Below are 15,190 nucleotides of genomic sequence, written 5' to 3'. Positions count from 1 at the left end.
CCGCGAGTTGCCTCCGGTGGGACCGTCCGGCGCCCTCCCGAGCCGCGGGCCCGTGGCTCCCCGTCGAACCCGCCTGACCGAGATGGGGCGCGCGGTGGACCCACCGTCTGATCCCCGGCCGGGCCGTGGGTCAGGACGAGCGGGTGGCGGCCGGAGCATCCGACGCCTCGGGGCGCGCCCGCTTCGCCGCCGCCCGCGTGATGTTGCGGGCCATCCCGCCGAAGACCACCGCGTGGAAGGGGGCGACGCTCCACCAGTAGGCGTGGCCGAGCAGCCCGTGCGGGTGGAAGAGTGCCCGCTGCCGGTAGCGGACCCGTCCCTCGGCGTCCTGGTCGACGCGCATCTCCAGCCAGGCCGGCCCGGGCAGCCGCATCTCGGCCCGGAGCCGCAGCAGCGCACCCGGTTCGATCTCCTCGACCCGCCAGAAGTCGAGCGAGTCGCCGACCCGGAGCCGCCGGGCGTCGCGGCGGCCGCGGCGCAGCCCGACCCCGCCGACGAGCTGGTCGAGCCAGCCGCGCACGGCCCAGGCGAGGGGGAAGGAGTACCAGCCGTTGTCCCCGCCGATGCCCTCGATCACCTCCCACAGGCTCTCGGCCGGCACGTCGACGGTGGCCTCGCGGTGGTCCGTGTACAGGCTGCCGCCCGCCCAGTCCGGGTCGGTGGGCAGCGGGTCGCTGGGCGCGCCGGGCGGTGCGGCGGAGCACCACCGGGTGGAGACCTCCGCGTCCTGGACCTTGCGGAGGGCCAGCTCCAGGGCGGCGGTGAAGGGCAGCGGCTCACCGAGGCCGTCGGGCACGTACTCGGCGATGTCGCGCTCGGCGCAGACCACCTCGTACCGGAGGGACTCCGCGAGCGGCCTGGCGAGGGAGCGGGGCACGGGGGTGACGAGTCCGATCCAGAGGCTGGAGAGGCCGGGCGAGAGCATGGGGACGGGCAGGATGAGCCGGTGCGGCAGTTCGGCGACCTCCGCGTACCGCCGCATCATGCCCTCGTAGGTCAGGATGTCCGGCCCGCCGATGTCGAACGCGCGGTTGACCCCGGGCGGGATCCGGGCGCTGCCGACGAGGTAGCGCAGTACGTCGCGGACCGCGATCGGCTGGATCCTGGTGTGCACCCAGCGGGGGGTGACCATTACCGGGAGCCGTTCGGTGAGGTGGCGCAGCATCTCGAAGGAGGCGGAACCGGAGCCGATGATGACCGCCGCGCGCAGGACGACGGTCTCGACACCGGAGGCGAGCAGGACGCGCCCCACCTCGGCGCGCGAGCGCAGATGCGGGGAGAGCTCCGACTCCGGCACGCCCCCGGGGGTGAGCCCGCCCAGGTAGACCAGGCGCCGGACCCCGGCGGCACGCGCGCGGTCGCCGAAGGCGCGGGCCGCCTCCCGGTCGGTCTCCTCGAAGGAGGACCCGCTGCCGAGGGCGTGGACGAGGTAGTAGGCGACGTCGACGCCGCGCAGGGGCTCGTCCAGCGAACCGGGGTCGGTCACGTCGCCCCGGACGATCTCGACCCGTCCGGCCCAGGGGTGGTCCCGCAGCTTCTCCGGCGAGCGGGCCAGGCACCGCACCCGGTATCCGGCGTCGAGCAGCTGTGGTACGAGGCGTCCGCCGATGTACCCGCTCGCGCCGGTCACCAGGATCCGCTGGGCGGGGGGCGCGGTGTCCGCCTCCATGGGTGCCTTCCGTCCGTCCGGTGCCGGGGGTACAACCGATTCTCGCCCGCTCCGGGCGGCTGGGGGCGCGGTGCGGGCGTTCGGTAGGCCGGACTGGTGACCCGGCGGGGCGGGTGTGCTCCGGCAGCGATCTCTCCGGCGGCGTCGCGGCGCGCTCCCCGGCCCGTGTCGCGATCCGGCCCGGGAGGTGCACCGGTCGGTAGCCCGAATCCCCCTGGGCGGCAGTCGTTTCCCGGCGGGTAATCCGATGGCGGAGCCGGTGGGGCGGTGCTTAGGGTGGCGTGATGGCTGAGCTGCGAACCGACCGTCTGTTGCTCCGCTCCTGGCGGGAGAGCGATCTCGCCCCGTGGGCGGCGATGAACGCGGATCCGCAGGTACGGGAGTTCTTCCCCGGGGTGCTCAGCCGCGAGCAGAGCATGGCGTCCGCCGCCCGTTTCCAGGCCGATCTCGACCGGCGGGGCTGGGGCTGGTGGGCGTTGGAGGTGCGGGCCACCGGCGAGTTCGTCGGATTCACCGGGCTGGATCCGGTGGACGAGGAGGCGTCCTTCACCGGAGTGGAGGCCGGCTGGCGGCTGGCCCGCTCGGCCTGGGGGCACGGCTATGCCACCGAGGCCGCGGCAGCTGTCCTCGCCTTCGGGTTCGAGACGCTCGCCCTGCCGGAGATCCTCGCCTTCACGACGGCCACCAACCTGCGTTCCCGGGCGGTGATGCGCCGCCTCGGCATGACCCACGACCCCGCCGATGACTTCGACGACCCGAACGTGCCCGACGGGCCGCTCCGCCGCAGGGTGGTCTACCGCCTGCCGAGCGGAGCCCAGCGGGCCGTCGGCCGCTGAGTAGGCGAGCCGCGGTGTCCCTGACGGTCCGGTGCCCTCGGCCCGTCGCCGGGCCGGCTCAGCCGGGCGGGGTGCGCCTGGTCCGAAGTCACGACCGTCGCGATCCTTCGCCCCGGGCCGCCGGCTGAGCTGCTGAGAGGCACCCGCCGAGCGGCGTTCCCGGGCGGGCGCCGGTGGTGGGACGGGGTCGGCCCGAAGATGGGGGGTGGACTTACTAGGACGTCCAACTATATCTTCGTGCCCAAGGTCCGCGGTGCAGGGAAGCCGGTGTGAGTCCGGCACGGTCCCGCCACTGTGACCGGGGAGCGTGCCGCCGTCCACACGCCACTGGCGAGGTCTGCCGGGAAGGCGGGCGGTGCGCGGGGATCCGGGAGTCAGGATACCGGCCGCGGAATGTTCCGTGTTGTCCACGAGGATGGAGCAGACACGCATGGCACCGGTCCGTACCCGCGATCCCGGCGATCCGGCGGCACCCGCCTGATCCAGCGCGTATCCACCGCTCTTCGGCGGCTCCGCGCCGCCTTCGCGTCCCACGGCTGACCCCTGGGGTGCGCCGTTCGGAGCTCCGCGGCACCGCGGTGCTGGCACCCGTGCGCGCGGTCTCGCACGCCGAGAAGTCCCGGTAGATCCCGTCCGTGGAACTCCGGCGCGGCACACGTGTGCACCAGGCCCGCTCCTCGTGCCTCGGGGAACCCGAACGCGCCCCTCCCGCAGCGCACCGACCGGTGCCGTCTGCCGGGCCGGCCGTGCCATCCCCGGTTCCCACCTGACGAGAGCAGGCACCCATGGTCCGCGAACTGACACACTTCATCGGCGGCGCACGCACCCCAGGCACCTCGGGCCGCTTCGGCGACGTCCACGACCCCAACACCGGCACCGTCCAGGCCCGGGTCCCGCTCGCCGGACGGGCCGAGACCGAAGCGGCCATCGCCGACGCCGTCACCGCGCAGCGCGGCTGGGGCGAGTGGAACCCGCAGCGGCGCGCCCGCGTCCTGCTGCGCTTCCTCCAACTCGTCGAGGGCGAACGCGACTCGCTGGCACGGATGCTCTCCGCCGAGCACGGCAAGACCCTGGCCGACGCGCACGGCGACATCCAGCGCGGCCTGGAGGTGGTGGAGTTCGCCGCCGGTATCCCGCACCTGCTCAAGGGGGAGTTCACGGACAACGCGGGGACGGGCATCGATGTCCACTCGCTGCGCTCCCCGATCGGCGTCGTCGCCGGGATCACCCCGTTCAACTTCCCGGCGATGATCCCGCTGTGGAAGGCCGCCCCCGCTCTCGCCTGCGGGAACTCCTTCATCCTCAAGCCCTCCGAGCGCGATCCCTCGGTACCGCTGCGGCTCGCCGAGCTCTTCCTGGAGGCGGGGCTGCCCCGGGGGGTGCTGAACGTCGTCAACGGCGACCGGGAAGCCGTCGAGACCCTCATCGAGGACCCGAGGGTCGGCGCGCTCGGCTTCGTGGGCTCCACCCCGATCGCCGCCCACATCTACGCGGCCGCCGCCGCGCACGGCAAACGCGCCCAGTGCTTCGGCGGGGCCAAGAACCACATGATCGTGATGCCGGACGCCGACCTCGACCAGGCCGTCGACGCGCTGCTGGGCGCGGGCTACGGCTCGGCCGGCGAGCGGTGCATGGCGATCTCCGTCGCGGTGCCGGTCGGTGAGCGCACCGCCGACGCCCTGGTGGAGCGGTTGAAGGACCGGATAGCCGGGCTGCGCATCGGCCGCTCGGACGACCCGGAGGCGGACTTCGGTCCGCTGGTGGGCCGGGACGCCGTGGACCGGGTCCGCTCCTACGTGGACCTGGGCGTCGAGGAGGGCGCGGAACTCGTCGTGGACGGGCGGGGTTTCACGCTGGAAGGGCACGAGGGCGGCTTCTTCGCCGGAGCCTCCCTCTTCGACCGGGTGACCCCGGAGATGCGCATCCACCAGGAGGAGATCTTCGGCCCCGTGGTCTGCGTGGTGCGGGCCGCCGACTACGAGGAGGCGCTCCGCCTGCCGAGCGAGCACGCCTTCGGCAACGGCGTCGCCGTCTTCACCCGGGACGGGGACACCGCCCGGGACTTCACCCGGCGGGTGAACACCGGCATGGTCGGGGTCAACGTCCCCATCCCGGTGCCGGTCGCCTACCACACCTTCGGTGGGTGGAAGCGCTCCGGCTTCGGCGACCTCAACCAGCACGGCCCGGACGCCGTCCGCTTCTACACACGGACCAAGACTGTCACCTCGCGCTGGCCCTCCGGGGCGAAGGAGGGCGCGAGCTTCACCATCCCGACGATGGGATGAGCGCCGTGTCCACCACCCTCCTCACCGAGGACCAGCAGGCCCTGGTCGAGACCACCCTGGACTTCGCTCAGGACCACCTGGCCCCGCACGCCGTGGCCTGGGACGAGAAGAGGCACTTTCCGCTCGAGGTGCTCCGCAAGGCGGCCGGCCTGGGCCTCGGCGGTGTCTACGTGCGGGAGGAGGCCGGCGGCAGCGGCCTCACCCGGGCCGACGGCGTGCTCGTCTTCGAGACGCTGGCCTCCGGCTGCCCCTCCATCGCCGGCTACCTCTCCATCCACAACATGGTCGCCTGGATGATCGACCACTACGGGGACGCGGACCAGCGGGACCGCTGGCTGCCCCGGCTGTGCACCATGGAGGACCTGGGCAGCTACTGCCTGACCGAGCCCGGGGCGGGTTCCGACGCCGCCGCCCTGCGCACCCGCGCGGTGCGGGACGGCGACCACTACCTCCTCACCGGCGTCAAGCAGTTCATCTCCGGCGCCGGCGCCTCGCAGCTGTACATCGTCATGGCCCGCACCGGCGGTGATGGGCCCCGCGGGATCTCCGCCTTCGTCGTGGACCGCGACGATCCGGGGCTCTCCTTCGGCCCGAACGAGAAGAAGATGGGCTGGAACGCCCAACCCACCCGCCAGGTCGTGCTGGACGGCGTCCGGGTACCGGCGGACCGGCTGCTCGGCCGGGAGGGCGAGGGCTTCCGGATCGCCATGAACGGCCTCAACGGCGGACGTCTCGGCGTCGCGGCCTGCTCGCTCGGCGGCGCCCGCAGCGCCCTGGACCGCGGGCTGGCGCACCTCGCCGACCGCGAGGCGTTCGGCGGGCGCCTGCTGGACGCGCAGGCGATCCAGTTCCGGCTCGCCGACATGGCGACCGAACTCGCCGCCGCCCGCGCCCTGCTCCACCAGGCCGCCCAGGCGCTGGACCGGAACGACCCGGCGGCCCCGCAGCTGTGCGCGATGGCCAAGCGCTTCGCCACCGACACCGGCTACTCGGTGGCCGACCGGGCGCTGCAACTCCACGGCGGCTACGGCTACCTGAGCGAGTACGGCATCGAGAAGATCGTCCGCGACCTCCGGGTCCACCAGATCCTGGAAGGAACCAACGAGATCATGCGTGTCATCGTGGCCCGCGGCCTGACGGAGGCGTTCCGGTGAGCGCCGCCGACGACTCGGTGCTGCTGCGCACCGAGGGGCGCGCCGCCTACCTCACCCTCAACCGGCCGAAGGCGTTGAACGCCCTGACCCACGCGATGGTCCGGCGGATCGACGAGGCGCTGGCCGCATGGGAGCGGGACCCGGCCGTCGAGACGGTGGTGCTCACCGGGGCGGGGGAGCGGGGCCTGTGCGCGGGCGGCGACATCCGCGCCATCTACGAGGACGCCCGCGCCGGCGGCACCGCCTCGACCGCGTTCTGGCGGGACGAGTACCGGCTCAACGCCCGTATCGCCCGCTACCCCAAGCCGTACGTCGCCGTGATGGACGGCATCGTCATGGGCGGCGGGGTCGGCGTCTCCGCGCACGGCGCCTGCCGGATCGTCACCGAGCGTTCGGTGATCGCGATGCCGGAGACCGGGATCGGTTTCGTGCCGGACGTCGGCGGCACCTACCTCCTGGGGCTGGCCCCCGGTGAACTGGGGACGCACCTGGCGCTGACCGGTGAGCGGATCGGTGCCGGCGACGCCCTGCTGTGCGGCCTGGCCGACCACTTCGTGCCCTCCGCGGCGCTCCCCGGACTGCTGCGCGACCTCGCCACGCTGCCCGTCCCGGAGGCGCTGGAGCCGTACGCCCGGTACCCCGAGCCGGGGGAACTGGACGGTCACCGGCCCTGGATCAGGGCCTGCTACCGCGGGGAGAGCGTCGAGGAAATCATCGCCCGGCTGCGCGGGCACGGTGATCCCGCGGCCGCGCGGGTCGCCGGCACCCTGGCGGAGAAGTCGCCGACGGCGCTGAAGGTCACGCTGGCCGCGATGCGCCGGGCCCGGCGGCTCGGCCCGCTGGAACGCGTGCTGGAACAGGAGTACCGGATCTCCTGCGCCGCACTCTCCTCGCCCGACCTGGTCGAGGGGATCCGCGCCCAGGTCATCGACAAGGACCGCAGCCCGCGCTGGTCTCCGCCGACGCCGGCCGAGGTCACCGAGGCGGAGGTGGCTCGCTTCTTCGCCCCGCCCCCCGGAGGCGAACTGCGCCTCCGGACAACCGTGAACCCACAGGAGGTGCCGTGGTGAGCAAGCGGAGCACGATCGGCTTCGTCGGCCTGGGCCGGATGGGCGGCCCGATGGCCGCCAACCTCGTCCGGGCCGGCCACCGGGTCGTCGGCTACGACCTGGTGCCCGAGCTGCGCGCAGCGGCCGCCGCAGCCGGGGTCGAGGTGGCCGGTTCGGCGGCGCTGGCCGCGGCCGAGGCCGAGTTGGTGGTCACCATGCTGCCCGGCGGGCGGCAGGTGCTGGAGCTGTACGGGGGTGAGGGGCTGCTGGCCGGGGCCCGGCCGGGCACGCTCTTCGTCGACTGCTCGACGATCGACGTCGGCGACGCCCGGGCCGCCCACGCGGCCGCCGCGGCCGCCGGGATGCGGGCGTTGGACGCGCCGGTCTCGGGCGGCGTCGTCGGAGCAGAGGCGGCCACCCTCACCTTCATGGCCGGCGGCGACCAGGCCGACTTCGCCGAGGCCGAGCCGGTGCTCGCGGTGATGGGCCGCAAGGCGGTGCACTGCGGCGGCGCCGGGGCCGGGCAGGCCGCGAAGATCTGCAACAACATGATCCTGGGCGTCTCCATGATCGCGGTGAGTGAGGCGTTCGTCCTGGGGGAGAGTCTGGGCCTCTCCCACGAGGCGCTGTTCGAGGTGGCCTCGACCGCCTCGGGGCAGTGCTGGGCGCTGAGCGTCAACTGCCCGGTGCCGGGGCCGGTCCCGGCCAGCCCCGCCAACCACGGCTACCGCCCCGGTTTCGCCGCACCGCTGATGGCGAAGGACCTGGGGCTGGCGGCCAACGCCGTCCGGGCGGGCGGGATACGCGCCGAACTCGGCCTGCGGGCCGCCGAGCTGTACGCGTCGTTCGCCGAGGGAAGCGGTGCTGACCAGGACTTCTCCGGCATCGTGCGGGAGATCAGGGCGCAGTCGGCGCGGAACGCCGTGGCGGAGGGGGAGAGCACATGACCGTGGCGAGGTACGAGACGATCCGGGTCGAGCGCCGGAAGCGCACCGCACTGCTCACCCTGGACCGGCCCGAGGTGCTCAACGCGCTCAACCTTCGGGTGATGACGGAGGTCGTGGCGGCGGCCGAGGAGCTCGACCGCTCCCCGGAGACCGGCTGCATCGTGATCACCGGCTCGCCGAAGGCGTTCGCGGCCGGGGCCGACATCAGGGAGATGCGGCCGCAGAGCTACATGGACATGTACCTGAGCGACTGGTTCGCCGCCTGGGACCGGCTCGGCGCGCTGCGGACGCCGACCGTGGCGGCGGTCTCGGGGTACGCGCTGGGCGGCGGCTGCGAGCTCGCGATGCTCTGCGACATCGTGCTGGCCGCCGACACCGCGGTCTTCGGGCAGCCGGAGATCAAGCTGGGCGTCATCCCCGGCATCGGCGGTTCGCAGCGGCTGACCCGGGCGGTCGGCAAGGCCAAGGCCATGGAGATGTGCCTGACCGGGCGCACGATGGACGCCGCGGAGGCGGAGCGGGCGGGCCTGGTCTCCCGGGTGCTGGCCGCCGGCGAGCTGCTCGACGAGGCGCTGGCGGTCGCCGAGACGGTGGCGGAGATGTCCCTGCCGGTGGCGATGATGGCGAAGGAGGCGGTGGCCCGGGCCTTCGAGACCCCGCTCGCGGAGGGCGTGCGGTTCGAGCGCCGGCTCTTCCACGCGGTGTTCGCGACCGCTGACCAGAAGGAGGGTATGGCGGCGTTCGTCGACAAACGGCCGCCGGACTTCACCCACCGCTGACCGGCCGCGGGCGCCTCGGAGGGGCGAGCTCTCCGGGGCGCCCGGGCCTGGGGGCCCCGGAGAGGGAGGTCGGTGCCGCGGTCGGGCGGTGCACGGCGCTCGGCGGCCCGTGACGACCGAAGTGCCCGGTGCCGGAGGCGGGATTGCCAAGCCGCACCCATATGGTTTAGTGTTCAACTATCAAGGTGCTTCTCGCACCCTGAAAGCAACCGGGTGCTCGCCGCACCCGACCGCCACAGAACGGAGAACCCGCACCGTGAGCACCCCGACCAAGGTCGCCGTCGTCTACTACTCCTCCACCGGCACCATCGCCGAGATCGGCAAGCAGATCGCCCTGCACGCGGAAAAGGCCGGTGCCGAGGTCCGCCTGCTCAAGGCGGCCGAACTCGCCCCCCAGGCCGCCATCGACTCCAACCCGGCCTGGGCCGCCAACGCGGCCGCCACCGCCGACATCCCGGTGGCCACCCCGGAGGACATCGAGTGGGCCGACGCCGTGGTCTTCGGATCCCCGACCCGCTTCGGCAACGTCACCTCCCAGCTGAAGCAGTTCATCGACACGCTCGGCGGTCTGTGGGCCCAGGGCAAGCTCGTCGACAAGGTCTACAGCGGCTTCACCTCCTCGGCCACCGCCCACGGCGGTCAGGAGTCCACGCTGCTCGCCCTGTACAACTCCTTCCACCACTTCGGCGGCATCGTGGTGGCCCCCGGTTACACCGACCCGGCGAAGTTCGCCGACGGCAACCCCTACGGCACCTCCCACGTCGACGCCCAGGGCAACAACCCGGTCGACGACACCACTCGCGAGGCCGCCCGCATCCAGGCCGAGCGCGTCGTGAAGATCGCCTCCGCGCTGAAGGCCGGCCTCGCCGCCGGCTGAGCCGGCCCGGAGGCCGAGGAGCCGAGGGCCCGGACGGTCGGGGCGGCGCTCAGCCGTCCTCCGCGGCGCGGGGCACGGCGCCCGGCCGCGAGTCGAGGGCCACCTCCACCGGGTAGGGGACGTAGGTGCGGCGGTCCGGGTCGACTGACAGCCGCCCGCCGGCCGGGGGTCTGGCCCGCTGGGCGCAGTCCCGGCGCTCGCAGATCCGGCAGCCGAGACCGATCTGGGTCGCGGCCCGGGGATCGTCCAGGGCGATGCCCGCCGCGTAGACGAGGCGGTGGGCGTGCCGCAGTTCGCAACCGAGCGCCACGGCGAACTCCGCACGCGGCGCCTGATGCCCGAAGCCGCCCCGGGTGACCGTCCGAGCCACCCAGAAGTAGCGCTTCCCGTCGGGCATCTCGGCGACCTGGCGCAGGATCCGGCCCGGCGCGGAGAACGCCTCGTAGACCGTCCACAACGGGCAGGTGCCGCCGAGCCGGGAGAAGTGGAAGTCGGTGGCGGACTGCCGTTTGGAGATGTTGCCCGCCCGGTCCACCCGGAGGAAGGAGAACGGCACACCGCGCCGCCCCGACCGCTGCAGGGTGCTGAGCCGGTGGCAGACCGTCTCGAAGCCGACCCCGAAGCGGGCCTGTAGCACCTCGATGTCGTAACACAGCTCCTCGGCGGCGGCCAGGAACACCGTGTACGGCATCAGCAGGGCACCGGCGAAGTAGTTGGCGAGGCCGATGCGTGCCAGGCTCACCGCCTGGGGGGAGGAGAGCCCGCCACCGGCGACCAGGGCGTCGAGCAGCTCGCCCTGTTCCAGCAGGGCGAGCTGGGTGGCCAGCTGGAACGCCTGCTGACCAGCGGTCAGCCAGGGCGACAGGAACAGCAGCCCGCTCGCCGCGTCCAGCCGCCGGGTGTCGGTGGCGCTCCCCGGGGCGGCCCGCACCACCTTGATCCGGTGCTCGGCGGCGAGCCGCCGGCGCAGGACGTCGGCCGCCCGGTGCGCCGAGTCAAGACCGAGGTCCTCGGCGGCCCGCTCGGCCGCGGTGTCGAGCGGGCCGAAGTGGTTGTGGTGGGCGTAGAAGAAGTCGCGCACGTCGTCGTGGGGTTCCGCCGGGAGCAGGGCGGCCGAGGCGCCCGGGGCGTCCGGCGAGGCGAGGGCTGCCACGCGTTCGGAGGCGTCCCGGTAGCGGTGGTGCAGTGCGACCAGGGCGCGCGCCACCTCGGGGTGGTCGCGTGCCACCTCGGCGGCCTCGCCTGTTGGGACCGGGGCCCCGCATGCCTCGTCGGCGAGCGCGGCGCGCAGATCGGTGGCCAGCCGCTCCTCGTCCGCCTCCGAGAAGAACTCCGGCTCCACTCCGAGCGCCTCCGCTATCCGGAGCAGCACCGGGGCGGTCAGCGGGCGCTGACTGTGTTCCAACTGGTTGAGGTAGCTGGTGGAGATACCGAGGACGCGGGCCAGCTGCACCTGGTTCATACCGTGCTCGGCGCGGAGCCGGCGGAGCTTGGCGTGCGCGTAGATCTTGCGCCCGGGGGTCCTCCCCATCAGGACCCGGTCAGGGGGCGCCCTGCTTCAGCGGGGTGGGGAGTGGCTTCTTCGGCCGGTTCCGACCTCAGTGGTACCCGCGGTTCTGCCGTCTTCACTTGACTGCCTCTCTGCGGTGGGCGGCGCGGTCCGTCCGCGGCCGGTCGGCGGTGCGGGGCCCGACCGGCACCGGGTGCCGCGGGAGGCCCGCGGCGCATCTCGTTTTTGCGAATCTACCATCCGCAGATTTCGCAGGATTCGCTGTTTCACACCTCCGCACGGTACGGATTCCGCAGATTGGAGCGGTCGCCGATCCGCTCCTCAGCAGGGATCCTCACAGCCAGGGGCGCGGCGAGGGCCGCGCCGCCGAGCACCGGCAGAGCAGTGAGGAGTCCCGTGATCGACCACGAGGTACGCGTCCACCCCAGCGCCGACCGGCTGCCCCGTGAGGAGCAGCTCGCCTGGCGGCTGGCGGCCGTCGCCACCGGTACCCAGGAGGCCGCGGAGCTGGACCAGGAGGCCGCGGCCATGGCGGCCAACCGGGTGATCGACAACGCCGCGGTCGCCGTCGCCTCCCTGCTCCGCCGCCCGGTGGCGGTGGCCCGCGCCCAGGCGCTGGCGCACCCCGCGGCCCCCGGCGCATCGGTCTTCGGAACCGACCCCGGCCTCCGCGTCTCACCCGAATGGGCGGCCTGGGCCAACGGCACGGCCGTGCGGGAGCTGGACTTCCACGACACCTTCCTGGCGGCCGACTACTCCCACCCGGGCGACAACATCCCGCCGCTGCTGGCGGTCGCCCAGCACACCGGCCGGTCCGGCGCGGACCTGCTGCGCGGCATCGTGGCCGGGTACGAGATCCACGTCGCCCTGGTGAAGAGCATCTGCCTGCACGCACACCGCATCGACCACGTCGCCCACCTGAGCGCGGCCACCGCCTGCGGCCTCGGTGCGATGCTCCGCCTCCCCACCGAGACGGTGTACCAGGCCGTGGGGCAGGCCGTGCACACCACCACCGCGACCCGGCAGTCCCGGAAGGGCGAGATCTCCAGCTGGAAGGCGTACGCCCCGGCCTTCGCCGGCAAGGCCGCGATCGAGGCCGTGGATCGGGCGATGCGCGGGGAGGGGTCACCGGGGCCGATCTACGAGGGGGAGGACGGTTTCCTCGCCTGGATGCTGGACGGGCCCGAGGCCGTGTACACGGTGCCGCTCCCCGAGCCGGGTGAGCCGCGCCGGGCGATCCTGGACACCTACACCAAGGAGCACTCGGCCGAGTACCAGGCGCAGGCGATCATCGATCTGGCCCGTCGGCTGCGGGAGCGGACCGGTCCGCTTTCCGAGGTGCGGAGCATCGTCCTGCACACCAGCCACCACACCCACAGCGTCATCGGCAGCGGCTCGAACGACCCGCAGAAGTACGACCCGACGGCCAGCCGCGAGACCCTCGACCACTCGGTGCCCTACATCCTCGCCGTCGCCCTGGAGGACGGCGGCTGGCACCACGAGCACTCCTACGCGCCCGAGCGCGCCCAGCGGCCGGCCACCGTGGAGCTGTGGAAGAAGATCTCCACCGTCGAGGACCCGGAGTGGACCCGCCGCTACCACCACCCCGACCCGAACCAGCGCGCCTTCGGCGGCCGGGCGGTCGTCACCCTGAACGACGGGACGGTCATCGAGGACGAACTCGCCGTCGCCGACGCCCACCCCGCCGGCGCCCGGCCCTTCGACCGGACCGGCTACACCCGGAAGTTCCGCACCCTCGCCGAGGGCACCGTCACGCCCGCGGCCCAGGACGCCTTCCTGACGGCCGCCGGCCGCCTGGCCGAGCTGGACGCCCCCGGTCTCGCCGCGCTCTTCCCGGCGGTCGACCCCTCGCTCACCGCCGACCGCGACGCCGGACTCCCGAAGGGCCTGTTCTGATGCTGCACACCCGCACCACCCCGGCCGGGCGGCGCCGCGCCTTCCGCGAGCGGCTCGCCTCCGGCCGGCTGCTGAGGATGCCCGGCGCGATCAACCCCTACTCGGCGAGGCTGATCGAGGAGCACGGCTTCGAAGCCGTCTACCTCTCCGGCGCCGTGCTCGCCGCCGAACTCTGCCTCCCCGACATCGGGCTGACCACCTCCGCCGAGATCGCCGCCCGCGCCCAGCAGGTCACCCGCGTCACCGACCTGCCGGTGCTGATCGACGCCGACACCGGCTTCGGGGCACCGGTCAACGCCGCCCGCACCGTCCAACTGCTTGAGGACGCGGGCCTGGCCGGGCTCCACCTGGAGGACCAGGTCAGCGTCAAGCGCTGCGGCCACCTGGAGGGCAAGACGCTGGTCGGGCGGGACGAGATGGTCCAGCGGATGCGCGCCGCGGTGGACGCCCGGCGGGACGAGGACTTCCTGCTGATGGCCCGGACGGACGCGCGCGGCGTGGAGGGCCTGGACGCGGCGATCGACCGGGCGAAGGCGTACGTCGACGCGGGCGCCGACGCCGTGTTCCCCGAGGCGCTGGCCGACGAGGCCGAGTTCGAGGCGTTCCGCGAGGCGCTCGATGTGCCGCTGCTCGCCAACATGACCGAGTTCGGCAAGACCCCCCTGCTGTCCGCCTCCGCCCTGGAGGACCTCGGCTACAACATCGCCCTCTACCCGGTGACGCTCTTCCGCCTCGCGAACGGAGCGATCGAGGACGGGCTGCGCACCCTAGCGGCGGACGGGACCCAGGAGTCCCTGCTGCCCCGGATGCAGACCCGCTCCCGGCTCTACGAGGTCCTCGGCTACGAGGAGTACACGGCCTTCGACTCGGCCGTCTTCGACTTCACCCTGCCGCCCGGCTCCTGACCGCCGCACCCGTCCCGACCGTCCCCGCCGGGGCGCCACCCACCCCTACGGAGGAGTGCCATGACCACTGCCGTGCCCGCGAACCCCGAGGTCCACCGCGGTCTCGCCGGTGTCGTCGTCGACACGACCGAGATCTCCACCGTCATCCAGGAGACCAACTCCCTGACCTACCGCGGCTACCCCGTCCAGGACCTGGCCGCCCGGTGTTCCTTCGAGGAGGTCGCCTACCTGCTCTGGCACGGGGAACTGCCCGGCGCCGCCCAGCTCAAGGAGTTCCAGGCCCAGGAGCGGGCCCTGCGCCCGCTGGACCGCACCACGGCCGAACTCCTGGCCCGGCTGCCCGAGACCTGCCACCCGATGGACGTCCTGCGGACCGCCGTCAGCCTCTTCGGGGCGGAGGACCCGAGGGAGGACGACGGCAGCCCCGCCGCCAACCGGGAGAAGTCCCTGACCCTGCTGGCGAAGCTGCCCACGGTGGTCGCCGCCGACCACCGCAGGCGCCGCGGCCTCGAACCGGTCCAGCCCGACGCCTCCCTCGGCTACGCCGAGAACTTCTTCCACATGTGCTTCGGCAGCGTGCCCGAGGCCGAGGTGGTCCGCTGCTTCGAGACCTCCCTCATCCTCTACGCCGAACACAGCTTCAACGCCTCGACGTTCACCGCCCGGGTGGTCACCTCCACCCTCTCCGACCTCTACAGCGCGGTCACCGCCGCGATCGGGGCGCTCAAGGGCCCGCTGCACGGCGGCGCGAACGAGGCCGTGATGCACATGCTGAACGAGATCGGGGATCCCGAGCGGGTCGAGGCGTGGCTCGACGAGGCGCTGGCCTCCAAGCGGAAGATCATGGGGTTCGGGCACCGGGTGTACAAGCACGGGGACTCCCGGGTGCCGATCATGCAGGAGGCCACCGACCGGCTGGTCGCCCGGACCGGCGGCCCCGAGACCACCCGGCTGGCCACCGTGCACACGGCTCTGCGCCGGGCCATGGTCGGCCGGAAGGGCATCCATCCGAACCTGGACTACCCGGCCGGGCTCGCCTACCACCTCATGGGTTTCGACATCCCCACCTTCACCCCGATCTTCGTGATGAGCCGGATCACCGGGTGGACCGCCCACATCACCGAGCAGCTCGCCCACAACGCCCTCATCCGGCCGTTGGCCAGCTACGACGGCCCGGCACAGCGGGCGGTGCCGGTGGCCTCGTAGGTCTCTCCGTTTCGACCGACCGGGCCGACTGGGCCGACCGGACCGACCAGGCCGGC

General features: G+C 73.3%; 12 protein-coding genes and 1 riboswitch. Of the genes, 10 read left to right on the top strand and 2 right to left on the bottom strand.

Annotated elements, in window-relative coordinates:
• Window positions 1–130: 130 nt before the first annotated feature.
• A complete protein-coding gene (locus BGP73_RS08115; RefSeq protein ID WP_069813213.1) occupies window positions 131–1,669 on the bottom strand; it encodes an SDR family oxidoreductase in 1,539 nt (512 codons plus the stop codon).
• A gap of 284 nt (window positions 1,670–1,953) precedes the next feature.
• On the opposite strand from BGP73_RS08115, the gene BGP73_RS08110 reads away from it, so the two are divergent.
• The 7 genes from BGP73_RS08110 (at window position 1,954) to wrbA (ending at window position 9,596) form a co-directional block, all read left to right on the top strand.
• Window positions 1,954–2,505: a GNAT family N-acetyltransferase gene (locus tag BGP73_RS08110; protein ID WP_107473993.1), complete on the top strand. Its 552-nt coding sequence runs from the start codon at window positions 1,954–1,956 to the stop codon at window positions 2,503–2,505.
• A 234-nt stretch (window positions 2,506–2,739) separates the two neighbouring features.
• Window positions 2,740–2,910, top strand: a riboswitch (cobalamin riboswitch).
• A 380-nt stretch (window positions 2,911–3,290) separates the two neighbouring features.
• Window positions 3,291–4,790 (top strand): CoA-acylating methylmalonate-semialdehyde dehydrogenase, encoded by a 1,500-nt coding sequence (locus BGP73_RS08105; RefSeq protein ID WP_069813209.1) that lies wholly within the window; start codon window positions 3,291–3,293, stop codon window positions 4,788–4,790.
• Window positions 4,787–5,944: an acyl-CoA dehydrogenase family protein gene (locus tag BGP73_RS08100; RefSeq protein WP_170837788.1), complete on the top strand. Its 1,158-nt coding sequence runs from the start codon at window positions 4,787–4,789 to the stop codon at window positions 5,942–5,944. Before BGP73_RS08105 ends, BGP73_RS08100 begins: the two co-directional genes overlap by 4 nt.
• Window positions 5,941–7,014, top strand: coding sequence for an enoyl-CoA hydratase/isomerase family protein (locus BGP73_RS08095; RefSeq protein ID WP_069813207.1), 1,074 nt, complete (start codon window positions 5,941–5,943; stop codon window positions 7,012–7,014). Before BGP73_RS08100 ends, BGP73_RS08095 begins: the two co-directional genes overlap by 4 nt.
• Window positions 7,011–7,940 (top strand): 3-hydroxyisobutyrate dehydrogenase, encoded by a 930-nt coding sequence (gene mmsB, locus BGP73_RS08090; protein ID WP_079127401.1) that lies wholly within the window; start codon window positions 7,011–7,013, stop codon window positions 7,938–7,940. The genes BGP73_RS08095 and mmsB overlap by 4 nt, the downstream gene beginning before the upstream one ends.
• On the top strand, window positions 7,937–8,719 hold the full coding sequence (locus tag BGP73_RS08085; RefSeq protein ID WP_069813205.1) for an enoyl-CoA hydratase: 783 nt from the start codon (window positions 7,937–7,939) through the stop codon (window positions 8,717–8,719). The genes mmsB and BGP73_RS08085 overlap by 4 nt, the downstream gene beginning before the upstream one ends.
• A gap of 256 nt (window positions 8,720–8,975) precedes the next feature.
• Window positions 8,976–9,596 carry an NAD(P)H:quinone oxidoreductase gene (gene wrbA, locus BGP73_RS08080; RefSeq protein ID WP_069813203.1) on the top strand — a complete coding sequence of 207 codons (621 nt, stop codon included), beginning with the start codon at window positions 8,976–8,978 and terminating at the stop codon, window positions 9,594–9,596.
• Window positions 9,597–9,645: 49 nt separating this feature from the next.
• Here wrbA and BGP73_RS08075 read toward each other — a convergent pair whose 3' ends face one another.
• The gene (locus BGP73_RS08075; RefSeq protein WP_069813200.1) at window positions 9,646–11,127 is read right to left on the bottom strand and encodes a short-chain fatty acyl-CoA regulator family protein; all 1,482 of its coding nucleotides are present in this window, start codon (window positions 11,125–11,127) and stop codon (window positions 9,646–9,648) included.
• Between the two features lie 375 nt (window positions 11,128–11,502).
• Between BGP73_RS08075 and BGP73_RS08070 the strand changes: the two genes are divergently transcribed.
• The 3 genes from BGP73_RS08070 to BGP73_RS08060 are packed head-to-tail and all read left to right on the top strand — an operon-like array spanning window position 11,503 to window position 15,134.
• Window positions 11,503–13,023 (top strand): MmgE/PrpD family protein, encoded by a 1,521-nt coding sequence (locus BGP73_RS08070; protein WP_069813198.1) that lies wholly within the window; start codon window positions 11,503–11,505, stop codon window positions 13,021–13,023.
• Window positions 13,023–13,928: a methylisocitrate lyase gene (gene prpB, locus BGP73_RS08065; RefSeq protein ID WP_069813196.1), complete on the top strand. Its 906-nt coding sequence runs from the start codon at window positions 13,023–13,025 to the stop codon at window positions 13,926–13,928. Before BGP73_RS08070 ends, prpB begins: the two co-directional genes overlap by 1 nt.
• Before the next feature lie 60 nt (window positions 13,929–13,988).
• Window positions 13,989–15,134, top strand: coding sequence for a bifunctional 2-methylcitrate synthase/citrate synthase (locus BGP73_RS08060; protein ID WP_069813194.1), 1,146 nt, complete (start codon window positions 13,989–13,991; stop codon window positions 15,132–15,134).
• Window positions 15,135–15,190 lie beyond the last annotated feature (56 nt).

Origin of the sequence: Streptomyces sp. TP-A0874 (assembly GCF_001748085.1) — a bacterium.
Lineage (GTDB): Bacteria > Actinomycetota > Actinomycetes > Streptomycetales > Streptomycetaceae > Streptomyces.
This window is presented reverse-complemented; position numbering and strand designations above follow the sequence as displayed.